This window comes from Aurantiacibacter rhizosphaerae (genome assembly GCF_009807005.1).
Lineage (GTDB): Bacteria > Pseudomonadota > Alphaproteobacteria > Sphingomonadales > Sphingomonadaceae > Alteraurantiacibacter > Alteraurantiacibacter rhizosphaerae.
On sequence record NZ_WUBR01000003.1, the window covers coordinates 84,576 to 103,435 of the forward strand.

Below are 18,860 nucleotides of genomic sequence, written 5' to 3' on the forward strand. Positions count from 1 at the left end.
AGGAAGGAGAGCTGAGAATGATGGCCGAAAACCTGCAAAAACCGCGCCCTATGGCGATGAGCCAGGACCTGCCCGTGGGCAAGGATCCGGTCTCCATTCGCCGCCGGATAGAGGCGATGGAGAAGGTGCTGGAGCGCAGCTTCGTGGTGCCGGGCATCAATCGCCCCGTGGGCCTGGACGCGATCATCGGACTTGTGCCGGTGGTGGGCGATATCATCGCCATGGGCATGGGCGCCTATATCGTGTGGGAAGCCCGCAATCTGGGCTTGCCGAAATGGAAGCTGCTGCGCATGGCTGGCAATGTCGCCTTTGACAGTGCCGTGGGCGCGGTGCCGTTCGTGGGCGACGTGTTCGACTTCATGTTCCGCTCCAACACTCGCAACCTGCGCATCGTGAAAAAGCATCTCGACAAGCATCATCCCGGCTCAAGGGTGATAGAGCAGTAGTTTCAAATGCGACTTCGTGTCGCTAAGGCAGGGTGATGGCCAACAGCGACGTAACCTATTCCTCCTATCTCGATCTGGATCGCATTCTTTCGGCGCAGCACCCTGCGTCAGACGCGCATGACGAGTTCCTGTTCATCATCGTGCATCAGGCCAGCGAATTGTGGCTGAAGCTTTGCCTGCACGAGCTGGAAGCCGCGCGAGAGCAGGTGATTGCCGACACGCTTGGCCCTGCGTTCAAGATGCTGGCGCGCGTGGCACAGGCGCAGCGGCAACTTATCGCCAGCTGGGATGTGCTGGCCACCATGACGCCGCATGATTATTCCCTCGTGCGCCCGCATCTGGGCAATTCCAGCGGCTTTCAATCGGCGCAATATCGGCTGATGGAGTTCATTCTGGGTGGCCGCAATCCCGATATGGTGACCATGCATGAGGCGACGCCGGATGTTGCCGCAAAGCTGCGGGCCGAGCTTGCCCGACCCAGCCTTTACGACGAGGTTTTGCGCCTGCTACAGCGGCGCGGCTTCGACATTCCCGATGCCCTGATAGAGCGCGATCTGGAAGGCCCGCACGAGCCGGTGGAGGCGATCACGGCGGCGTGGGCGCAGGTGTATCGCGACCCGCAGCAATATTGGGATCTGTATGAACTGGCCGAAAAGCTGGTGGATCTGGAATATCATTTCCAGCGCTGGCGTTTCGGCCATCTGAAGACGGTGGAGCGCGTGATCGGCTTCAAGCGTGGCACTGGCGGCACGGCGGGCGTGCCATATCTGGAAAGCGTGTTGAAACTGGGGTTCTTCCCCGAATTGCTGGCGGTGAGGACACAGATTTGACCGACTGGAAAGCCGAGGCAGAGCGGCTCGACAAGGCCGATCCGCTGGCGCGGTATCGCGGCGATTTCCTGCTGGATGATGACCTTGCCTATCTCGATGGCAATTCGCTGGGAGCACTGCCCAGGGCCACGCCCGCGCGGATAGAGGGCGTGGTGCAGGAAGAGTGGGGCAAGGGCCTGATCTCGAGCTGGAACACCGCGAACTGGATCGATCTGCCGCAACGCGTGGGCGCGAAGATCGCCCCGCTGGTGGGCGCGCACGAAAACGAGATCGTGGTGGCCGACAGCGTCTCTGTAAACCTGTTCAAGCTGATCAGCGCCGCGCTTTCGATGCGCGATGGCCGCAAGGTGGTGCTGTCGGAACCCGGCAATTTCCCAACCGACCTTTACATGATCGATGGGCTGGAAGGGCAGGGCCTGGCGCAGCGGCGGCTGGCCGAGCGGGATGGGATCGAGGCCGCGCTGGATAATGACGTGGCGCTGCTGTTGCTGACCCATGTGCATTACAAGTCTGGCGAGATGTTCGACATGGCGCGCCTGACGAAAGCCGCGCATGATGCAGGCGCGCTGGTGCTGTGGGATCTTTCGCACAGCGTGGGCGCGGTGCCCGTGGATTTGAACGGCGCGGGCGCGGATTTTGCCGTGGGCTGCGGCTACAAATATCTGAACGGCGGCCCCGGCGCGCCCGGCTTTGCCTTCGTGGCGCAGCGGCATCACGATGGCTTGCAGCAACCGCTGAGCGGCTGGATGGGCCACGCAAAGCCGTTTGAATTCTCTGACGATTACCGACCCGCCCCCGGCGTTGACCAATTGCTGTGCGGCACGCCGCCGATCCTTTCGATGAGCGCGCTGGAAGTGGGCGTGGACCTGATGACCGGCATCGGCATTGATGCGCTGGTGAAAAAATCGCGCCAGCTTTCCGAATTCACGCGCGCGGCGATGGCGCAGGCTTTGCCTGAACTGCCGTGCATTTCACCCGATGAGCCGGAGCGCCGGGGCAGCCAGCTCTCCTTCCGGCATGATCATGCCTATGAGCTGTGCCAGGCCCTGATCGCGCGCAAGGTGATCGGCGATTTCCGCGCGCCCGATATCCTGCGGCTGGGTTTTGCACCCGCCTATGTCCGCTTTGCCGATTGCTGGCGTGCGGTCAGCGAATTGCGCGATATTCTGGAGAGCGGGGAATGGCAGAAGGCTGAATATGCGGAGCGGGCGCCGGTAACCTAAGGCGGTAGCAAGCCCTTCAAATCCGCCCTGTGTTGCGATCGGACAATGCCGTGAATTTCGGAGTGAAAGCTGTTCTCAGCGCGTTTGAGGATAAAGAAACGCTCGGTCCGAAACCGGCATGCCAATTTTCTGATAGAAGCCAACAGCGTCTGGTGCGGATATCAGAAGCAACATCGCTTCTTCGCCAACCAGTGTGCGAGTCTCCTCGATCAACCGCCTCCCGATACCGCGCCCTTTGAACGCCGCGTCCACAGCCAGGTCTGAAAGATAGGTGGCATAGGACCAATCGGTGATCGAACGCGCAATTCCAACCAGTTGCCCGGTCTCGGCCAGCCTTGCAGTGACAATCAGATTGGCATTGTCGAGCATACGTTGAAGCCGGGGAAAATCGCTTACGGGTCTTCGCTGGGCAAGTCCGGATTTGTGCAACAAGTCCGCAAACTGCGCGGCGGTTACGGTTTCGCGCTTATATCGAAACTCCATATCGTGACCTGTCCACTCAGCTTGTTTTGCCGTTACCTGATGAAGAAAATGCAATAGATATGGGCAGCGGCCTTGTCCACGCCGCCTGGCCCCCGCCAGACCCTATCAACTAACGATTGATCAGAGGTCGAACCCGGGCTGCGGGGTTAGCGCGGCCAGTTCCATGCGAACGACCGGAGCGTTCTCCGGATGCAGCATGTCGTTGATGAATACGCCGAAGACAGCCGCGCTCGACAGCATGACGACGAACATCAGCACGCACCACGCCCGTTGCATTGCGCCAAGAGGTTTGCGTTCGCCCTCGTCGAAAGTGTGGGTTTCATCAGCAGACATAGCTAGCGCACGATAGCTGGCCGGGGTTGCAAAACGGTTAAGTGAGAGGGCGCGCTATTCCTCCAGCTCGATATCCCAATACAGCCAGTCCCGCCATGTTTCGTGCAGATAGTTGGGCGGAAACGCCTTTCCGTGCTGCTGCAACTGCCATGTGGTTGGGCGGATCGGCTTGACCCGCAATTGCATGCCCGCCTCTCTTGGCGTGCGACCGCCCTTTTTCATGTTGCAGGGCGCGCATGCGGTGGCAATATTTTCCCACGTGGTTTTCCCGCCCTGTCGGCGCGGGATGACGTGATCGTAGGTAAGGTGCTGCTGATTGCCGCAATACTGGCAGGCAAAGCGATCGCGCAGGAACAGGTTGAAGCGTGTGAAGGCGGGAAATTCGCTGGTTTTCACATATTGGCGCAGCGCGATCACGGATGGCACCTGCATATCCAGCGATTGGGAATGCACGGCGCGATCGTAACTCGCCACGATATCCACCCGCTCAAGGAACACCGCCTTGATCGCGGTTTGCCACGGCCACAGGCTGAGCGGATAGTAGGACAGCGGCGTGTAATCGGCATTGAGCACAAGCGCCGGGCAGCTATCCAGCGTCCGGGTCGGGTCCTCCGCCGCGCTCCGGAAATTCGCGGCCCGTTCAATCAGTTCGGCTTTGAACACGGTGTGTCCTCCCTGATAAAACCAAGAATGCATTTGCACGCCAAAGCGTCAAGCCTGTTACAGACAGGCTATCCACAGTGATATTCACAAGGCCAAAGCCAATTTTCGAGTCGCACCACGCATGATCGTTACCCGCTTCGCACCCAGTCCCAACGGCCCGCTGCACCTTGGCCATGCCTATTCCGCGATTGTGGCGCATGATCTGGCACGCGATGCGGGCGGGCGTTTTCTGCTGCGGATAGAGGATATCGACGGCGCACGATCACGCCCCGAATTGGCCGATAATTTCCGCCGTGATCTGGAATGGCTGGGGCTGGAATGGGAGGAAGTGCCCGCGCAATCCACCCGGCTGGACAGCTATGAGGCAGCAGCGCGGCGGCTGATGGAAGAAGGACTGCTGTACCGCTGTACCTGCACCCGGGCGGAGATTCAGGCGCTTGAGCCGCGCATGGGGGCGGAAGGGCTGGTGTATCCCGGCACCTGCAGGGGAGAGCGTTTCGATCCATCGCGCCCGTCGGCCATGCGGCTGGACATGGAAGCCGCGATGGCGCGAGCGGGGGAAATCGTGTGGGAGGATGCAGACGCGGGCGCCGTCATCGCCGATCCGCGTGAATTCGGGGACGTGGTGCTGGTGCGCAAGGATGCGCCCGCCAGCTATCACCTTGCCGCCACGCTGGATGATGCGGCGGACGGTGTTTCACTGGTTACGCGGGGGATGGACCTGTTCTTCGCCAGCCACATTCACCGCGTGTTGCAGCAATTGCTGAACCTGCCCGTGCCGCGCTGGCACCATCACCAGCTGTTGCTGGACGACGATGGCCGAAAGCTGGCGAAAAGCCGCAATTCGGGGGAGGGCAGGCTGGGCCTGTCTGAATTGCGTATCGCCGGGGAAGATGGCACTGCGCTTGCCGATCGTCTGCGCATGGGCCAAATCCCGTGTGGCATTACGCTGTCACGCTACCCACATGGTGCATCATGAACACATTTCTCGTCATCCTCATCGCCATTTTCGCCATTCTGGTCGTCGTCTCGCTGGTGCGCGGCATCGTGGCTTTTCTACAAACCACCAAGGTGGACCTGGAAAGCGGCGGCGAAAATTCGAAACGCCTGATGGAAGTGCAGAACAAGGCGATGTTCAACCGCATCAAGTATCAGGCGTTGGCCATCGTGGTGGTGGCCGTGCTGCTGATGGTGAACAGCTGAGGTGGTAAAGCTCAACAAGATCTACACCCGCACAGGAGACGATGGCACCACCGGGCTGGTGGACGGATCACGCCTGGCAAAACATGCCTTGCGCATGCAGGCGGTGGGCGATGTTGACGAGGCGAACTCCTCTCTCGGCTTTGCCGCGGTGGAGGCGGATGGTGATCTGAAGGCCGATCTCGTTCGCTTTCAGAACGACCTGTTCGATCTGGGCGCCGATCTGGCAACGCCGCTGGGCGAAGTTGGCGGAGAGGATTTCGAACCGTCTGAAATGGTTTTGCGCATGGTGCCCTCGCAGGCGAGCCATGTGGAGGCCCGCATCGATGCTTTGAATGACAGGCTGGAGCCGCTGACCAGCTTCGTGCTGCCCGGCGGCACGGAACTTGCCGCGCGCCTGCACCATGCGCGCACCGTCACACGCCGCGCAGAACGTTGTATGACGGCGCTGGCAGAGGCGGAGCCGGTTAACCCCGCCGCACTCGCCTACATCAATCGCCTGTCCGACTGGCTGTTCGTCGCCGCGCGTATTGCCAATGACGAAGGCCGCGCCGATGTGAAGTGGGTGCCCGGCGCCAATCGATAGCGTGGAACAAGCCGCCTTTGCCGCCCGTTGATAGGGCAAAGGAGAAATTCACATGACCGACACCACCAAGAAATCCGATCCTGAATCGCAAGAACAGCGCATGGCCGACCTCGCGCCGGAAACGCATAATGACGAGCAGGACGATCACCGCATGCAGGCGCAGGAAGTCGCCGAAGAGGCTCAGCAGACCACGGGCAGCACCCGCTCTCCCACGGAAAGCACCAAGAGCCCCACCAAGTCTGACCTGATGGGCGATTCCACGCAGGACACGGTGGACAAGATGCGCGACATGGAAAGCTCCGGCCGTATCGACATGCACGCCTATGATGGTGAGCCGAACCACGACGATAACACCGGCAAATATGGCAAGGGCCATATGCCGTCCGACAACAGCTGATCAGATTTCGCGCTTGAGCTCGTAAAGCAGGTCAAGCGCCTCACGCGGGGACAGGGCGTCTACATCAACGCCCTCCAGCTTCTCGCGCAGGGTATCGCACTCTTCTTCCTCCGCCTCCATGGCGGCGGCAAACAGGGGCAATTCGCCGAGGCCAGCGGCAATCCCGCCGGTCTCGGCGCGACCTTTTTCAAGCTTGTCCAGCACGCTGCGCGCACGCTTCACCACCGGGGCAGGTACGCCTGCCAGCTTGGCCACGGCTAAGCCGTAGGAGCGATCTGCCGCGCCTTCGGATAACTCGTGCAGCAGCACCAGATCGCCCTTCCATTCTTTGGCGCGCACGTGATGCAGCGACAACGCGTCGCAGCTATCGGCCAAACGTGCCATCTCGTGATAATGGGTGGCGAACAGGCAGCGGGACCGATTGGTTTCGTGAATCGCCTCCGCCACGGCCCATGCCAGCGCGAGGCCATCATAGGTGCTGGTGCCGCGCCCCACCTCGTCCAGTATCACGAAGCTGCGCTCGCTCGCTTGGGACAGGATGGCGGCGGTTTCCACCATTTCCACCATGAAGGTGGAGCGGCCACGGGCCAGATTGTCCGACGCGCCCACCCGGCTGAACAACTGGTCCACAAGGCCGATATGGGCAGAGCGGGCAGGCACAAAGCCGCCCGCCTGCGCCATCAGCACGATCAGCGCGTTCTGGCGCAGGAAGGTGGATTTGCCGCCCATGTTCGGCCCGCCGACCAGCCACAGCCGGTCTTTTTCCGACAGCGAGCAGTCGTTCGCCACAAACCGCTCCCCATTCGCCGCCAGCGCTGCTTCCACCACCGGATGGCGCCCGGCCTCGATTGCCAGCATGGGCTCTTCCGAAACCCTCGGGCGGCACCATTCGCCGTCGGAGGCTCGCTCCGCCTGCCCCGCCGCCACGTCCAGCCGCGCCAGCGCCGCAGCGGTGGCGGCAATCGCCTCGCGCCGGGCAGCGATGCGGTCCACCAGTTCCTCGAAATGCGATTCCTCGGCTGCCAGCGCGTGGCCGCCTGCCTCGGCAATGCGGCTCGCTTCCTCGTGCAGGGTGAGGGAGTTGAAGCGCACCGCATTCGCCATGGTCTGGCGATGGGTGAAGCCGCTGTCGGCATCCATCAGCTTGTCGGCATGCTTGCTGGGCACTTCAATGAAATAGCCGAGCACGCCGTTGTGCTTGATCTTCAGCGATGGCGTGTCGGTTTCGCTGCGATAGCGCGCCTCCATCGCCGCGATGGCGCGCCGCGCGCTGCCGCTGACTTCGCGCAGTTCATCCAGCGCGGCGTCATATCCTTGCGCGATATAGCCGCCCGATTGCCGCTCCGTCGGCGGGGCGGGGACCAGCGCGCGGGACAGCAAATCCGTCAGTTCGCCGTGCCCCGCAAGGCTGGGCAGTAATTGGTCGAGCAGGGCAGGCCGCTCTCCCTTCGCTTTCAGCAATTCGTGCAGGCGGCGCGCCTCGCCAAGGCCATCGCGGATCTGGCCAAGATCACGCGGGCTGCCGCGCCCTGCCACCAATCGGCCAAGCGCCCGGCCAATATCGGGAAGGCTGCGCAATATGGTGCGCAGATCGCCGCGCAGCAGCGGATCGCCCAGCATATAGTCCACCAGCGCCAGCCGCGCCTCGATCTGCGCCCGTTCGGCCAGCGGGGCGGACAGGTCTTCGGCCAATTGCCGCGCGCCGGCGCCTGTCACGCAGCGGTCTATCGCGGCAATCAGGCTGCCGCTTCGCCCACCCTGCTGGCTGGCGAGGATTTCCAGGCTGGCGCGCGTCGCCTCGTCCATGGCCATGTGCCCGCCGCTGGCGCGCAGGGTGGGCGGCAGCAGCAGCGGCAGGTCGCCGCGCCCGGCGTGTTCCAGATAGGCGACGAGGCCGCCCGCTGCCGCCAGCATCGCGCGGCTGAATTGCGCGAAGCCATCCAGCGTGGCCACGCCGTGCACCTTTTTCAGCTGCGCCTCGCCCCTGTCGCTGCTGAAGTCCCCGCGCGGACGAACCACGGCGTCTACTGGCATGTCGTTCCAACCTTCCGGCACCACGATCTCGCTCGCGCCGATGCGCGCCAATACGGCGGGCAGGCGCTGCGGTTCGCATTCCTCCAGCTGCATCGCGCCTGTAGAGATATCGCAGGCCGCAACGCCGCATGTGCCGCGCAGGTCGCACACGGCGGCCAGCATATTGGCGCGGCGCGGTTCCAGCAGCGCCTCTTCCGTCAGCGTGCCCGCCGTCACGAAGCGCACGATGTCACGCTTCACCAATGCCTTTGACGATGGCGTGCCCTCACGCTTGGCACGTGCCTTTGCCTCCTCCGGGGTTTCCACCTGCTCGGCGATGGCCACGCGGCATCCTGCGCGGATCAGCCGGGCGAGGTAGTTTTCCGCCGCATGCACGGGCACGCCGCACATCGGCACCGGCTCTCCTGCATGTTCGCCGCGCGTGGTGAGCGCGATGTCCAGCACGCCGGCGGCGATCTTCGCGTCCTCGAAGAACAGCTCGAAAAAGTCGCCCATGCGATAAAAAAGCAGGCAATCTCCCGCCTCGGTCTTGAGGTTGGAATATTGCGCCATCATAGGGGTGGGAGAGCCGGACATTGCGCCTGCGCGAATACATGGCAGCACGCCGATTCGGGAAGGGGCGATGTCCCGCTTTCCCCTATCGCAGCGGCGAATAGGGCTCTATGGCCCCACTCAACACGGGAGATTCAGCTTGGCAGACGAAAAAAACAACAGCTTCACGGCGCGCGAGGCACTGTTTTATCACGAGACTATCCGGCCAGGTAAGATAGAGATCATCGCGTCCAAGCCGATGACGACCCAGCGCGATCTTAGCCTGGCATATTCGCCCGGCGTCGCCGTTCCCGTGGAAGAAATCGCCCGTGATCCTTCGCTGGCTGCGCGATATACCGCACGCGCCAATCTGGTTGCCGTGATCTCCAACGGCACCGCCATCCTTGGCCTGGGCAATCTGGGCGCGCTGGCATCCAAGCCGGTGATGGAAGGCAAGGCCGTGCTGTTCAAACGCTTTGCCGACGTTGATTCCATCGATATCGAGCTGGACACCGAAGACCCCGAGAAATTCATCGAAGCCGTCGCCCTGATGGAGCCATCGTTCGGCGGCATCAATCTTGAGGATATCAAGGCGCCGGAATGCTTCATCATCGAGCAAGCCCTGCGTGAGCGGATGAATATCCCGATCATGCATGATGATCAGCACGGCACCGCCATTATCGCGGCGGCTGGCCTGATCAATGCCGCCTATCTGACGGGCCGCGATCTGAAGGATTGCAGGATGGTGGTGAACGGGGCAGGCGCATCCGCGCTGGCCTGCACCGCGCTGATCAAATCGGTTGGCGTGCCGCATGAAAACGTGATCGTGTGTGACCGTTCTGGCCCGATCTATCCCGGCCGTGATGGCGTGGACCAGTGGAAGAGCGCCCATGCCGTGGAGACGGACGCGCGCAGCCTGGAAGAGGCGCTGGATGGCGCGGATATCTTCCTCGGCCTGTCAGCCGCTGGCGCGCTGAAGCCTGAATGGGTGAAGAAGATGGCGGACAGCCCGATCATCTTTGCCATGGCCAATCCCACGCCCGAAATCATGCCGGACGAGGCAAAGGCCGTGCGCCCCGATGCCATCATCGCCACCGGGCGCAGCGATTTTCCCAACCAGGTGAACAACGTGCTGGGCTTCCCCTTCATCTTCCGCGGTGCGCTGGATGTGCGCGCAACCACGATCAATGAAGAGATGAAGGTCGCCGCAGCCCGCGCCATCGCCGAACTGGCGAGAGAGCGCGTGCCGGAAGAGGTGGCCGCGGCATATGGCATGAACCAGCAGTTCGGGCGGGAATACATCATCCCCGCACCCTTCGATTCGCGCCTGATGGAACGGGTTTCCTGCGCCGTGGCAAAGGCGGCGATGGATTCCGGCGTGGCGCAGGATCCGATCAAGGATTTCGACGAATACACGCTGCGCCTGCGCAGCCGCCTGAACCCCACCACATCCGCGCTGACGCGGGTGTATGAGGATGCCAAGGCCAATCCGAAGCGCATGGTGTTTGCCGAGGCGGAAGAGGACGTGGCGCTGCGGGCCGCAATCCAGTTCCGCGATTTCGGCTATGGCACGCCCATTCTCGTGGGCCGTACCGAACGGGTTCTGGAAAAGCTGCGAGAGCTGCAGGTGGACGATCCTGAAAGCTATGAAATCGCCAATTCGGCCAATTACGCCGAGATAGAGCCGATGGTGGAGTACCTCTACAAGCGGCTGCAACGGCGCGGCTACACGGAACGTGACGTGCGCCGCATGGTGAACCAGGAACGCAATGTCTTTGCCGCCCTGCTGGTGGCGCTGGGCAAGGGTGACGGCATGATCACCGGCCTTACCCGCCCGTTCAGCCAGTCTGCGCGCGATATCGGCAAGGTTCTCGATTCCAAGGAAGGCGCAACGCCGTTCGGCATTCACATGGTGCTGGGCAAGAACCACACCACCTTCCTGGCAGATACCACCATCAACGAGCGGCCAACTGCCGAGCAGCTGGCGCATATCGCCAAGGAAACCGCTGCCGTTGCCACGCGCATGGGCCACGAACCGCGCGTCGCCTTCCTCTCCTATTCCACATTCGGCAATCCATCGGGCCAGTGGCTTGGCAATATTCGCGATGCGGTTGCCATTCTGGATGCCGATGAAAGCGTGAATTTCGAATATGAGGGCGAGATGGCGCCGGACGCCGCGCTGAATGCCAAGGTGATGGAGCTGTATCCCTTCAGCCGCCTTTCAGGCCCTGCAAACGTGCTGATCCTGCCAGGTCTGCAGAGCGCCAATCTCTCTGCCAAGCTGCTGCGCGAATTGTCTGGCGATGCAGTGATCGGGCCGATGATGATCGGTTCGGAAAAGCCGGTGCAGATCGCCCCGATGACGTCCATCGCGCCCGATATTCTGACACTGGCCGTGCTGGCAAGCGCCGGGATCCTTGGATAAGGAAGGGCCGGGCAAGGCCTTAATTCCGGGCCATCTTTTCAGAATATTATACCGCTTCGCTATCGTTCCACGGGACGGGCGGAGCGGCCTGTCCCATCGCCATGGCCTGCCTGCATCCGGTTCATTTCGCAGCAAGCGGCGGGGCCGAATTGGCGGTTTGTGCATGTAACCCGCACGAAAGGACAGATTATGAAAAAGACAACCGCAGCTATCGCAATCATCATCGGCATGGCGGCAACGCCTGCCATGGCGCAGGATGCAGGGCCAGGCGGCCTCTATGTTGGTGTTATCGGCGGATACGAGGGGCTGAGCGTTGATTCGGATGACGGCGTCGTTACCGCAGATGGCGATTCCGCCGTCTATGGTGTGACGGCCGGATATGATCTTTCGCTGGGCAATGCCTTTGTCGGCGTGGAGGGTGAAATCTCCAAAAGCGGCGGTTCCACCGAATTTCCCAGCAATTTTGCCGGCGCTCGCGATGGGCTGGATACCGATGGGCAATATTACGTCGGCGCGCGCGCCGGTGTGGCCTTGACCCCCGGCATCGCCGCCTATGGCAAGGTAGGCTATACCGCGCTGGATACGCGCGCCTTCACCTCCTCAGGATCGCTGACGGAGCTGGAAGAGAACGCCGATGGCATCCGCTTTGGCGGCGGTTTGCAGATCCAGCTACCCGGCCCGCTGGAAGCGCGCGTCGAATACCGCCGATCGCAATATAACGATGTTGGCGATGCGGACTTTGGCGATGCCACCACCGATCAGGTTGTCGCAGGCGTCGGCCTTCGCTTCTAAACTTCGTACAACGAGGGGCCGCTGTGCAGATGGCGGCCCCGCATTACCTGCCCGCCCTATTTACGGCGGTAGCGGAAGTACCAGACTTCGTGCCCCATCTTCGTGCGGGCCTTGTTCTCATAGCGGGTTTCAGACCAGCCCGACGGGCGATTGCGGAAGGCGTCCGGCCCGTCTGCCACCCATTCGAACACATCGGTAAACCGGCGCATCACCATCAGCGCGTGGCGCACATAGATCGGGTGATCGGTGCCAAAGCGGAATTCGCCGCCGGGTTTCAGCTTGTCCGCGATCATTTGCACCGGGCCATCGTTCATCATCCGCCGCTTGGCATGGCGCGCTTTTGGCCACGGATCGGGATGCAGCAGATAGGCCATGGTCAGCGCGCCATCGGGCACGCGGCCCAGCACTTCCAGCGCGTCTCCAGCGTGCAGGCGGACATTCGCCAGCTTGCCATCGCGGATATGCGTCAGCGCCTGCGCCACGCCGTTGATAAAGGGTTCTGCACCGATGAAGCCGTGATTGGGCAGCAGGTCCGCGCGGTAGGCCAGGTGCTCTCCGCCGCCGAAGCCGATCTCGAAATGCAGCGGGCAATCCTCGCCAAACAGGCGCTGCGCCGTAACCGGGCCTTCATCGGGCACGGAAATCTTGGGCAGGAAGCTGTCGACCAGATCCTGCTGCTGCGCGCGCAGCGGCTTGCCGATGGATCGGCCATATAGCCGTTTGAGCGTAGTGGGATCGCCGTCCTTGTGGGCTGTCATGTCGCGCTCGCTAGAGGGGGCAGGCGGGTCTTGTCCAGATGGCATGTGAAAGCGCTGGGGGTTGAGCAGCGCCATCGCTCTCGGCTAGGCGCGCGAGGACATGGATCAGGCACTCAATCTTTTCGACGCGCAACCGGTGTGGGCGCAATCGGCCATCGGGCTTGTCGCCCTTGCGCTGGTGGCGCTGGCGGTGAACTTCCTGCTGAAAAAGGTGCTGCTGCGGCTGGCCGCGCCCTTTCTCGATACGCGCACGCTGACGGCAGACCGGGCCGCCGCGCGGCTGGCCACGGTGGCGCCGCTGCTGATCATTGCCAACGGCATCGACCTGGTCCCCTATCTCTATCCCTTCGTGCGCACTTTCGTGCACAATATCGCGATGGCCAGCGTGGTGCTGAGCGTGGCGATGGCGATCAGCAAGGGGCTGGATTACGTCAACGAGCTGTATGAGCGGCAGCCGCAGGCGAAGAACAAGCCGATCAAGGGCTATGTCCAGGTCCTGAAGATCGTTGTCTATTGCGCCGCTGCCATACTGGCGATTGCCGCGCTGATCGAACAGTCGCCGCTGCTGCTGCTATCGGGTCTTGGCGCAATGGCGGCCGTGCTGCTGCTGGTGTTCAAGGACACGATCCTCTCGCTGGTGGCATCCGTGCAATTGTCCAGCAACGATATGCTGCGCGTGGGCGACTGGATCGAGATGCCATCCATGAATGCCGATGGCGACGTGATCGATATCGCCCTGCACACGGTGAAGGTGCAGAATTTCGACAAGACGATCACCACCATTCCCACCTATCGGCTGATCGGTGACAGCTACAAGAACTGGCGCGGCATGCAGGATGCAGGCGGACGCCGCATCAAGCGCGCCCTGCCGCTGGACCAGAACTCCGTCCGCTTCATGACGCAGGAGGAGGTGGAGGAGATCAGCCGTTTTCGCCTGCTTTCCGATTACCTGGTGGATAAGGACAAGGAGCTGGCCGAATGGAACGCGCGGGAGCTGGCTGGAAACAGCAATCCCGTGAACGCCCGGCGGATCACCAATATCGGCACCTTCCGCGCCTATGTGATCGCCTATCTGCGAGCCCATTCGGAATTGAAGGGTGCAGGCTTCACCCTGCTGGTGCGTCAGCTGGACCCCACGCCGCAGGGGCTGCCGCTGGAAATCTATTGCTTTGCCGACACCACCGACTGGAACGAGTTCGAGCGGATCCAGGCCGATGTGTTCGACCACCTGATTGCCATACTGCCAGAATTCGGCCTGCGCCTGTTTCAGGAACCGAGCGGGCTGGACCTGCAGGGTCTCAAATCCGTCTGAGCCGCGCTGCGACCGGTCAGTCGGCCTGTCTCTCCAGCCAGGCTTGCGCCCAGGCTATCTCGTCCGCGACACCGCCTTCGGGGAAGGGCACATCGGGCTGAACGCCCACATTGTCGAACGGTTCTTCCGGCAGGCGCATGGATCGTGTCATCGGCCACGCAAGTTCGAAATCGCCCGATGGCGCGGGTGCTGTCAGGACGTTGGAATAATCGATCACGCCCGCCGTCGGTCCGCCCAGCAGGCTTACCTTGTAACTGGCGCGGGCATCGATGGCGAACTGGTCTCCCGATGATCCCGCGCCCTCGGCCAATATGCCAACACGCCGTGGAAATTCATAGATCTGCGGATAGGTTACGATCTGGAAGCCGCCTTCGGCCAAAGGCACGAAATCACTGTCTGACGCCGCTGCACGGTCCAGCACGTTCTGCACGAAATCGTGCACTTCCGGAGGATATTCGCCTTCGTCGATATTGGCCTGCAGCGATGCAAGATTGCGCGGTGTATCGCGCAGTTCCACGCCGATCTGATAGATGGGGCGCGTATAGAGGTAGCTCATCAGCCGCTGATACATACTGTCCGATCCGCCATTGTTGCCACGCAGGTCAATCAGCAGGTTCGGCGTCGAGGTGATCGTTTCGTGATGCTCTTCCAGTAAATCCTCGAACTCTTCCAGATACTCTATGTGGAATGTTGGCACGCGCAGAAGCACCGTGTCGGGCGACAGGCGGCGAAAGGCAAATTCGTTACCCGGTGAAGGCGTGAAATTGCGAGAAGCGCTGTCGTCACCTTCATCAGCCCAAGGATTGGGCGGCGAGACGATATTGCTCCGTATGCTGATATGGTCATCCTCGAACCAGTCGAGGATGGCGGCCAGCGCCCACATGCGCGCTTCGGGATTTTCGGCAATGCGCTGGCGGGCAATGGCCACCGCGCTTTCAAATTCAGCCTCTTTACCGTCCGCCGTCTTCGTTTCCCAACCTGCGTAATCGGTGCGCAGCACATCGAGGACGAAATCGATGTCATCATCATAGGCAGTTGTCTGCGCCATGGCGGCAACGGGCGTCAGCAGGATTGCCAGGGCGGCGAGCAAGGCCCTGATGTGCCAGTGAATCGTTTTCATCCCCCTTTTATGCGCCCGCTTTTGAAAATCTTGAAAACAATTTTGCAGCGGACAAGACAAGGCCCCGGAAACGCAATGCTTCCGGGGCCTCGATACTCTCGTCCAAGAGTTGTTCGTCAGTTTCGTGGCAAGCGTCAGGCTGCCTCGGTTTCCTCGGCAGCATCGGGATCGCGCAGCACGTAGCCGCGGCCCCACACCGTTTCGATGTAGTTCTCACCGCCGCATGCGCTGGAAAGCTTCTTGCGCAGCTTGCAGATGAACACGTCGATGATCTTCAGTTCCGGCTCGTCCATGCCGCCATAAAGGTGGTTCAGGAACATTTCCTTGGTCAGCGTGGTGCCCTTGCGCAGGCTGAGCAGTTCCAGCATCGCGTATTCCTTGCCCGTCAGGTGAACGCGGGCACCGTCGACTTCCACGGTCTTGGCATCCAGGTTCACGGCCAGCTTGCCGGTGCGGATGATCGACTGGCTGTGGCCCTTAGAACGGCGCACAACGGCGTGAATGCGGGCAACCAGCTCGTCCCGGTGGAAAGGCTTGGTCACGTAATCATCGGCGCCAAAGCCGAAGGAGCGGATCTTGCTATCCATCTCGGCAATGCCGGAAAGGATAAGGACCGGGGTCTGTACCTTGGCAACGCGCAGCTTCTTCAGCACGTCATACCCGTGCATATCCGGCAGGTTCAGGTCCAGCAGGATGATATCGTAATCATACAGCTTGCCCAGATCGAGGCCTTCCTCGCCAAGGTCCGTCGAATAGACATTGAAGCCTTCGGTGGTGAGCATCAGCTCGATTGCCTTTGCCGTTGTCGGCTCGTCTTCGATCAACAGAACGCGCATTGTGTCAAACCCCTTCATGTCCCCGCAGGTGACCTCCGGCCAGGAGGTGTTGCCTGTTATTAACCACGCAACTTCTCACCAAAAAAGGTTAACAAAGAGTTTCAGCTGTTAAGACTTTGTGGGTGCGCCCTTTTGGTTACAGTGCCTTGAGCGGCTTTTCAGGGTCATTTTTCCAGCCGTAAGCCGCCCGTTTTACGGATAGAATAGCGCCGCATCTGGCAAGGCGCGGCGGCGCGCGGCCCGCCGTTAAGGGGTTGGCCGCCAGCCGTTAAGATCGCGGGCGGCGGCCGATGTTCACCAATGCTGTTTGCCGGGCGATTACAGGCGCAGGGTGAGCGAGACGAGAGCCTGGACGTAATCATAGCCGGAGCCGACAACCGCATTATTGCCGGGCGTCTGCGAATAGATGGCCTCTCCCGAAATCGTCAGATTGCTATCCGGAGGGCTGACGACGCGAAGCTGCGCGAAGTTGGATTGCTGCCAATCCGTGCCGGTGCTGCGCTGCGCGCCGATGCCGCCTGCCGCAAGCAGCTGCCAGCCATCCACAAAGCGCCTGACCTGCACGACGGGCAGGATCTGTCCGTAATCCTCTGGTGAGAAGTAATCGAATTCGCCCGGCACCGTGCTGTGAAAATAGCGCGTGCGCAGCTGTGCGCTGATGCCAAGATCGCTATCCACCACGTGGACATAGTTTCCGCGCAGATGCAGGCGAACATTGTCGCCGGTAAACTCCTGCACGCCGCCCAGCACGGTGAAAATGTTGTTCTCGTCAGCCGGCAGATCGACCGCCGCGCCGATGAAGGTGGTGTAAATGCCTTCATCAAGCCCGCGCGGCGTTTCCACGATGTCCCGCTCGATGAAGGCTTCCTTGCGGAACTTCGAAGTGTCGTTGATGGAGGCTGCACCGATGATCGTGTCGCCATCCGTGCCAACGCGCGCGGACCATTCCACATTGCCGCCGCGGTCCGCCATTTGCAGGAACACGCGTTCACGCTCCACCGTGCCCCGGCCCAGCGGATCGTACCACGCCTTTTCCACGCGCACGCCAAGGCGGCTGCCGTCAGGATCGTTGCGCAGGTCAAAATCGCCGGCAACGCGCAGCACGCTGGTATCGTCGCTGTCGCTGGATACGAACACCTCAGTACCGATGGCAGGACGGATTGCGGAACCGGCATCGGCACCGTCCTGCGCCATGGCGGGCGCGGCCAGCGTGAGAAGGCCGATCAGGCTTGCTGATTTCGGTAAGTAATTCACTGCCACTCTTTCTTTCGTCCGAACAGTTCCGAGGCATATCCCCAGACGGAAACGGGTTGCATGATGAAGGGATAGATGAAGGCGAACAGCAGGAAGCCTGCGAAGCTTTTCTTCATCTCGATGTCGTTGCGCCTCAGCATCCGCGTCTGGATGCGGAAGATCACGATGTTCCATAGCCCCGCCAGCGGCAGCACCAGCAGGGTAACCGGCCCGGCAAGCCAGAAGATGCCGAAGGCGGCCAGCAGCAGGCCCGGAATAAAGGCAAGCGTGAATGCCAGATCAATGCTGATGAACATCAGGTTCCAGTAGATAAACATGGTGGAGAGGCGAGGCTTGAACAGCAGGCTCTTGTGGATGGCCAGCGCCTCTATCATGCCGCGCGCCCAGCGTTTTCTTTGCCGGGATAGTGCGCCCCAGCTTTCGGGCGCGTGGGTCCATGCCACCGCGTCCTCCGCATGGCGCACGATATAGCCGCGCCGCAGCAGCGACCAGGTCAGCACGATATCCTCACCAACGGTATCGGGCCAGCCGCCCGCCTGTTCCAGTGCATCGCGGCGATAGAGCGAGAATGCGCCCTGTGCCACCAGCGTGCCATTGAAGTTGCCCTGCATCCGCTTGACCGCGGAAATGCCGTGGAAATAGTCCCACTGCTGCGCGCGGGTGGACCAACTTTCCATCGGGTTCGCCAACAGGATGGCCCCGGCAATCGCGGCCGTCTGCGGCGGGCTGGCATACAGATGCGCCACGATGGAACTGAGGCTGCCGGGCTCCAGCAGCGTATCGGCATCGATCGTGACGATCAGATCATAGGTGGCAAGCGTCAGCCCGTGATTGAGGGCCTGCGCCTTGCCGCTGTTGCGCGCCATACGCTCCACATGCAGCGAGAACCGGGGATGACCGGCGAACAGCGACTGGCAGGCCTGCGCCCTTGCAAGTGTATCGTCCTTCGAACCATCGTCGATCACGATCACTTCCACCAGGCCCGCGTAATCCAGCGCGGCCAGGTTCTCCAGCGTATTCGCGATCAGCGCTTCCTCCTGATAGGCGGCCACCAGGATGGAGATCGCCGGCCAGTGTTCGGGATTTTCCTTCAATGCCGATGGCCTGAGCGCCAGCGTGGACAGCAGGAAGGCGTTCATGAAGCCCGGAACATAGGCGATGAATGTCAGCACGGTCAGCGCAACGACCGGGTGCGACAATTGCGAAAGATCGCTCAGCCACGGCAGCGACAGCCATACGCTGAAAAAGGCCCATGCCGTGGCAATAAGGCAGGATGTGGCGAAAATCGTATTCCTGCGCCGGGCGCGCCCGCGCCAGTACCCGGTATCGCGGCGCAATCCGAACGCGCGGCGTTCAGGCTGGCTGTAATAGATATCGGAGCCAGAGGCAGAGACAGGTTCAGGCGCGGGATCAGTTACCGGGCCGGTTGCTGGCGAAGCCGCATCTCGTTGCGTGTAATCCATGCTTGGATAAGTCCTAGACCGACCATGCTAAACAGGTCGGTAACGAAAGATCGAAGGTAATTCGCAAGGTGGGGCGCCCATTCATGCTCCACCCCCACGGAGACCCGATCATGACAGCCCCGCTATACGAACGTTTTGGTGACGTGCTGTTAACAGTCGGCATCTTCGCCACGA

19 protein-coding genes are annotated in these 18,860 nt (G+C 61.5%); 10 read left to right on the forward strand and 9 right to left on the reverse strand.

Translation table 11 applies throughout. From position 1 onward, the window contains the following. The first annotated feature begins 17 nt into the window (after positions 1-17). Genes GRF63_RS12755 through kynU form a run of 3 tightly spaced genes read left to right on the forward strand, consistent with a single transcriptional unit; the run spans position 18 to position 2,499 of the window. Positions 18-446, forward strand: coding sequence for a DUF4112 domain-containing protein (locus GRF63_RS12755; RefSeq protein ID WP_419865963.1), 429 nt, complete (start codon positions 18-20; stop codon positions 444-446). Between the two features lie 35 nt (positions 447-481). Beyond that, the gene (locus GRF63_RS12760; RefSeq protein ID WP_160486444.1) at positions 482-1,276 is read left to right on the forward strand and encodes a tryptophan 2,3-dioxygenase; all 795 of its coding nucleotides are present in this window, start codon (positions 482-484) and stop codon (positions 1,274-1,276) included. Further along, positions 1,273-2,499, forward strand: coding sequence for a kynureninase (kynU, locus tag GRF63_RS12765; protein WP_160486445.1), 1,227 nt, complete (start codon positions 1,273-1,275; stop codon positions 2,497-2,499). Before GRF63_RS12760 ends, kynU begins: the two co-directional genes overlap by 4 nt. A 75-nt stretch (positions 2,500-2,574) precedes the next feature. On the opposite strand, the gene GRF63_RS12770 is transcribed toward kynU, so the two are convergent. The 3 genes from GRF63_RS12770 to GRF63_RS12780 form a co-directional block, all read right to left on the reverse strand. After that, positions 2,575-2,982 (reverse strand): GNAT family N-acetyltransferase, encoded by a 408-nt coding sequence (locus GRF63_RS12770; RefSeq protein ID WP_160486446.1) that lies wholly within the window; start codon positions 2,980-2,982, stop codon positions 2,575-2,577. 120 nt (positions 2,983-3,102) lie between these two features. Beyond that, positions 3,103-3,315 carry a hypothetical protein gene (locus GRF63_RS12775; protein WP_160486447.1) on the reverse strand — a complete coding sequence of 71 codons (213 nt, stop codon included), beginning with the start codon at positions 3,313-3,315 and terminating at the stop codon, positions 3,103-3,105. A gap of 54 nt (positions 3,316-3,369) precedes the next feature. Beyond that, positions 3,370-3,978, reverse strand: coding sequence for an HNH endonuclease (locus GRF63_RS12780; protein WP_160486448.1), 609 nt, complete (start codon positions 3,976-3,978; stop codon positions 3,370-3,372). Between the two features lie 121 nt (positions 3,979-4,099). Between GRF63_RS12780 and gluQRS the strand changes: the two genes are divergently transcribed. Genes gluQRS through GRF63_RS12800 form a run of 4 tightly spaced genes read left to right on the forward strand, consistent with a single transcriptional unit; the run spans position 4,100 to position 6,161 of the window. After that, positions 4,100-4,957 (forward strand): tRNA glutamyl-Q(34) synthetase GluQRS, encoded by an 858-nt coding sequence (gene gluQRS, locus GRF63_RS12785; RefSeq protein WP_160486449.1) that lies wholly within the window; start codon positions 4,100-4,102, stop codon positions 4,955-4,957. Next, positions 4,954-5,181, forward strand: a complete 228-nt coding sequence (locus tag GRF63_RS12790) for an HIG1 domain-containing protein (RefSeq protein WP_160486450.1) — start codon at positions 4,954-4,956, stop codon at positions 5,179-5,181. Before gluQRS ends, GRF63_RS12790 begins: the two co-directional genes overlap by 4 nt. A 1-nt stretch (position 5,182) precedes the next feature. Next, positions 5,183-5,764, forward strand: a complete 582-nt coding sequence (locus GRF63_RS12795) for a cob(I)yrinic acid a,c-diamide adenosyltransferase (RefSeq protein ID WP_160486451.1) — start codon at positions 5,183-5,185, stop codon at positions 5,762-5,764. Positions 5,765-5,816: 52 nt separating this feature from the next. After that, on the forward strand, positions 5,817-6,161 hold the full coding sequence (locus GRF63_RS12800; protein ID WP_160486452.1) for a hypothetical protein: 345 nt from the start codon (positions 5,817-5,819) through the stop codon (positions 6,159-6,161). On the opposite strand, the gene mutS is transcribed toward GRF63_RS12800, so the two are convergent. After that, entirely contained in the window at positions 6,162-8,771 is a 2,610-nt protein-coding gene (gene mutS, locus GRF63_RS12805; RefSeq protein ID WP_160486453.1) for a DNA mismatch repair protein MutS, read from the reverse strand. 115 nt (positions 8,772-8,886) lie between these two features. Here mutS and GRF63_RS12810 point away from each other — a divergent pair, with 115 nt between their 5' ends. Further along, positions 8,887-11,151: an NADP-dependent malic enzyme gene (locus GRF63_RS12810; RefSeq protein ID WP_160486454.1), complete on the forward strand. Its 2,265-nt coding sequence runs from the start codon at positions 8,887-8,889 to the stop codon at positions 11,149-11,151. A gap of 189 nt (positions 11,152-11,340) precedes the next feature. Further along, positions 11,341-11,943: an outer membrane protein gene (locus GRF63_RS12815; protein ID WP_160486455.1), complete on the forward strand. Its 603-nt coding sequence runs from the start codon at positions 11,341-11,343 to the stop codon at positions 11,941-11,943. Positions 11,944-11,999: 56 nt separating this feature from the next. Here the strand turns inward: GRF63_RS12815 and trmB are convergent, their stop codons facing one another. Beyond that, the gene (gene trmB, locus GRF63_RS12820) at positions 12,000-12,701 is read right to left on the reverse strand and encodes a tRNA (guanine(46)-N(7))-methyltransferase TrmB (RefSeq protein WP_160486456.1); all 702 of its coding nucleotides are present in this window, start codon (positions 12,699-12,701) and stop codon (positions 12,000-12,002) included. A 100-nt stretch (positions 12,702-12,801) separates the two neighbouring features. Here trmB and GRF63_RS12825 point away from each other — a divergent pair, with 100 nt between their 5' ends. Next, positions 12,802-14,013, forward strand: coding sequence for a mechanosensitive ion channel family protein (locus tag GRF63_RS12825; protein WP_160486457.1), 1,212 nt, complete (start codon positions 12,802-12,804; stop codon positions 14,011-14,013). A gap of 16 nt (positions 14,014-14,029) precedes the next feature. Here the strand turns inward: GRF63_RS12825 and GRF63_RS12830 are convergent, their stop codons facing one another. The 4 genes from GRF63_RS12830 to GRF63_RS12845 all read right to left on the reverse strand — a co-directional run bounded on the left by GRF63_RS12830 (position 14,030) and on the right by GRF63_RS12845 (position 18,686). Continuing rightward, positions 14,030-15,133: a S41 family peptidase gene (locus GRF63_RS12830; RefSeq protein WP_160486458.1), complete on the reverse strand. Its 1,104-nt coding sequence runs from the start codon at positions 15,131-15,133 to the stop codon at positions 14,030-14,032. Positions 15,134-15,267: 134 nt separating this feature from the next. After that, positions 15,268-15,969, reverse strand: coding sequence for a response regulator transcription factor CtrA (gene ctrA / locus GRF63_RS12835; RefSeq protein WP_160486459.1), 702 nt, complete (start codon positions 15,967-15,969; stop codon positions 15,268-15,270). Positions 15,970-16,287: 318 nt separating this feature from the next. Next, positions 16,288-17,223 carry a hypothetical protein gene (locus GRF63_RS16570; protein ID WP_237392486.1) on the reverse strand — a complete coding sequence of 312 codons (936 nt, stop codon included), beginning with the start codon at positions 17,221-17,223 and terminating at the stop codon, positions 16,288-16,290. Further along, a complete protein-coding gene (locus GRF63_RS12845; RefSeq protein WP_202131746.1) occupies positions 17,220-18,686 on the reverse strand; it encodes a glycosyltransferase family 2 protein in 1,467 nt (488 codons plus the stop codon). Before GRF63_RS12845 ends, GRF63_RS16570 begins: the two co-directional genes overlap by 4 nt. Positions 18,687-18,860 lie beyond the last annotated feature (174 nt).

Bases quoted from the DNA above. Each gene is read 5' to 3' on its own strand.
- GRF63_RS12755 (WP_419865963.1), top strand. From the start codon at position 18: ATGATGGCCGAAAACCTGCAAAAACCGCGCCCTATGGCGATGAGCCAG.
- GRF63_RS12760 (WP_160486444.1), top strand. From the start codon at position 482: ATGGCCAACAGCGACGTAACCTATTCCTCCTATCTCGATCTGGATCGC.
- GRF63_RS12770 (WP_160486446.1), bottom strand. From the start codon at position 2,982: ATGGAGTTTCGATATAAGCGCGAAACCGTAACCGCCGCGCAGTTTGCG.
- GRF63_RS12775 (WP_160486447.1), bottom strand. From the start codon at position 3,315: ATGTCTGCTGATGAAACCCACACTTTCGACGAGGGCGAACGCAAACCT.
- gluQRS (WP_160486449.1), top strand. From the start codon at position 4,100: ATGATCGTTACCCGCTTCGCACCCAGTCCCAACGGCCCGCTGCACCTT.
- GRF63_RS12790 (WP_160486450.1), top strand. From the start codon at position 4,954: ATGAACACATTTCTCGTCATCCTCATCGCCATTTTCGCCATTCTGGTC.
- GRF63_RS12800 (WP_160486452.1), top strand. From the start codon at position 5,817: ATGACCGACACCACCAAGAAATCCGATCCTGAATCGCAAGAACAGCGC.
- mutS (WP_160486453.1), bottom strand. From the start codon at position 8,771: ATGTCCGGCTCTCCCACCCCTATGATGGCGCAATATTCCAACCTCAAG.
- GRF63_RS12815 (WP_160486455.1), top strand. From the start codon at position 11,341: ATGAAAAAGACAACCGCAGCTATCGCAATCATCATCGGCATGGCGGCA.
- trmB (WP_160486456.1), bottom strand. From the start codon at position 12,701: ATGACAGCCCACAAGGACGGCGATCCCACTACGCTCAAACGGCTATAT.
- GRF63_RS12825 (WP_160486457.1), top strand. From the start codon at position 12,802: ATGGATCAGGCACTCAATCTTTTCGACGCGCAACCGGTGTGGGCGCAA.
- GRF63_RS12830 (WP_160486458.1), bottom strand. From the start codon at position 15,133: ATGAAAACGATTCACTGGCACATCAGGGCCTTGCTCGCCGCCCTGGCA.
- ctrA (WP_160486459.1), bottom strand. From the start codon at position 15,969: ATGCGCGTTCTGTTGATCGAAGACGAGCCGACAACGGCAAAGGCAATC.
- GRF63_RS12845 (WP_202131746.1), bottom strand. From the start codon at position 18,686: ATGGATTACACGCAACGAGATGCGGCTTCGCCAGCAACCGGCCCGGTA.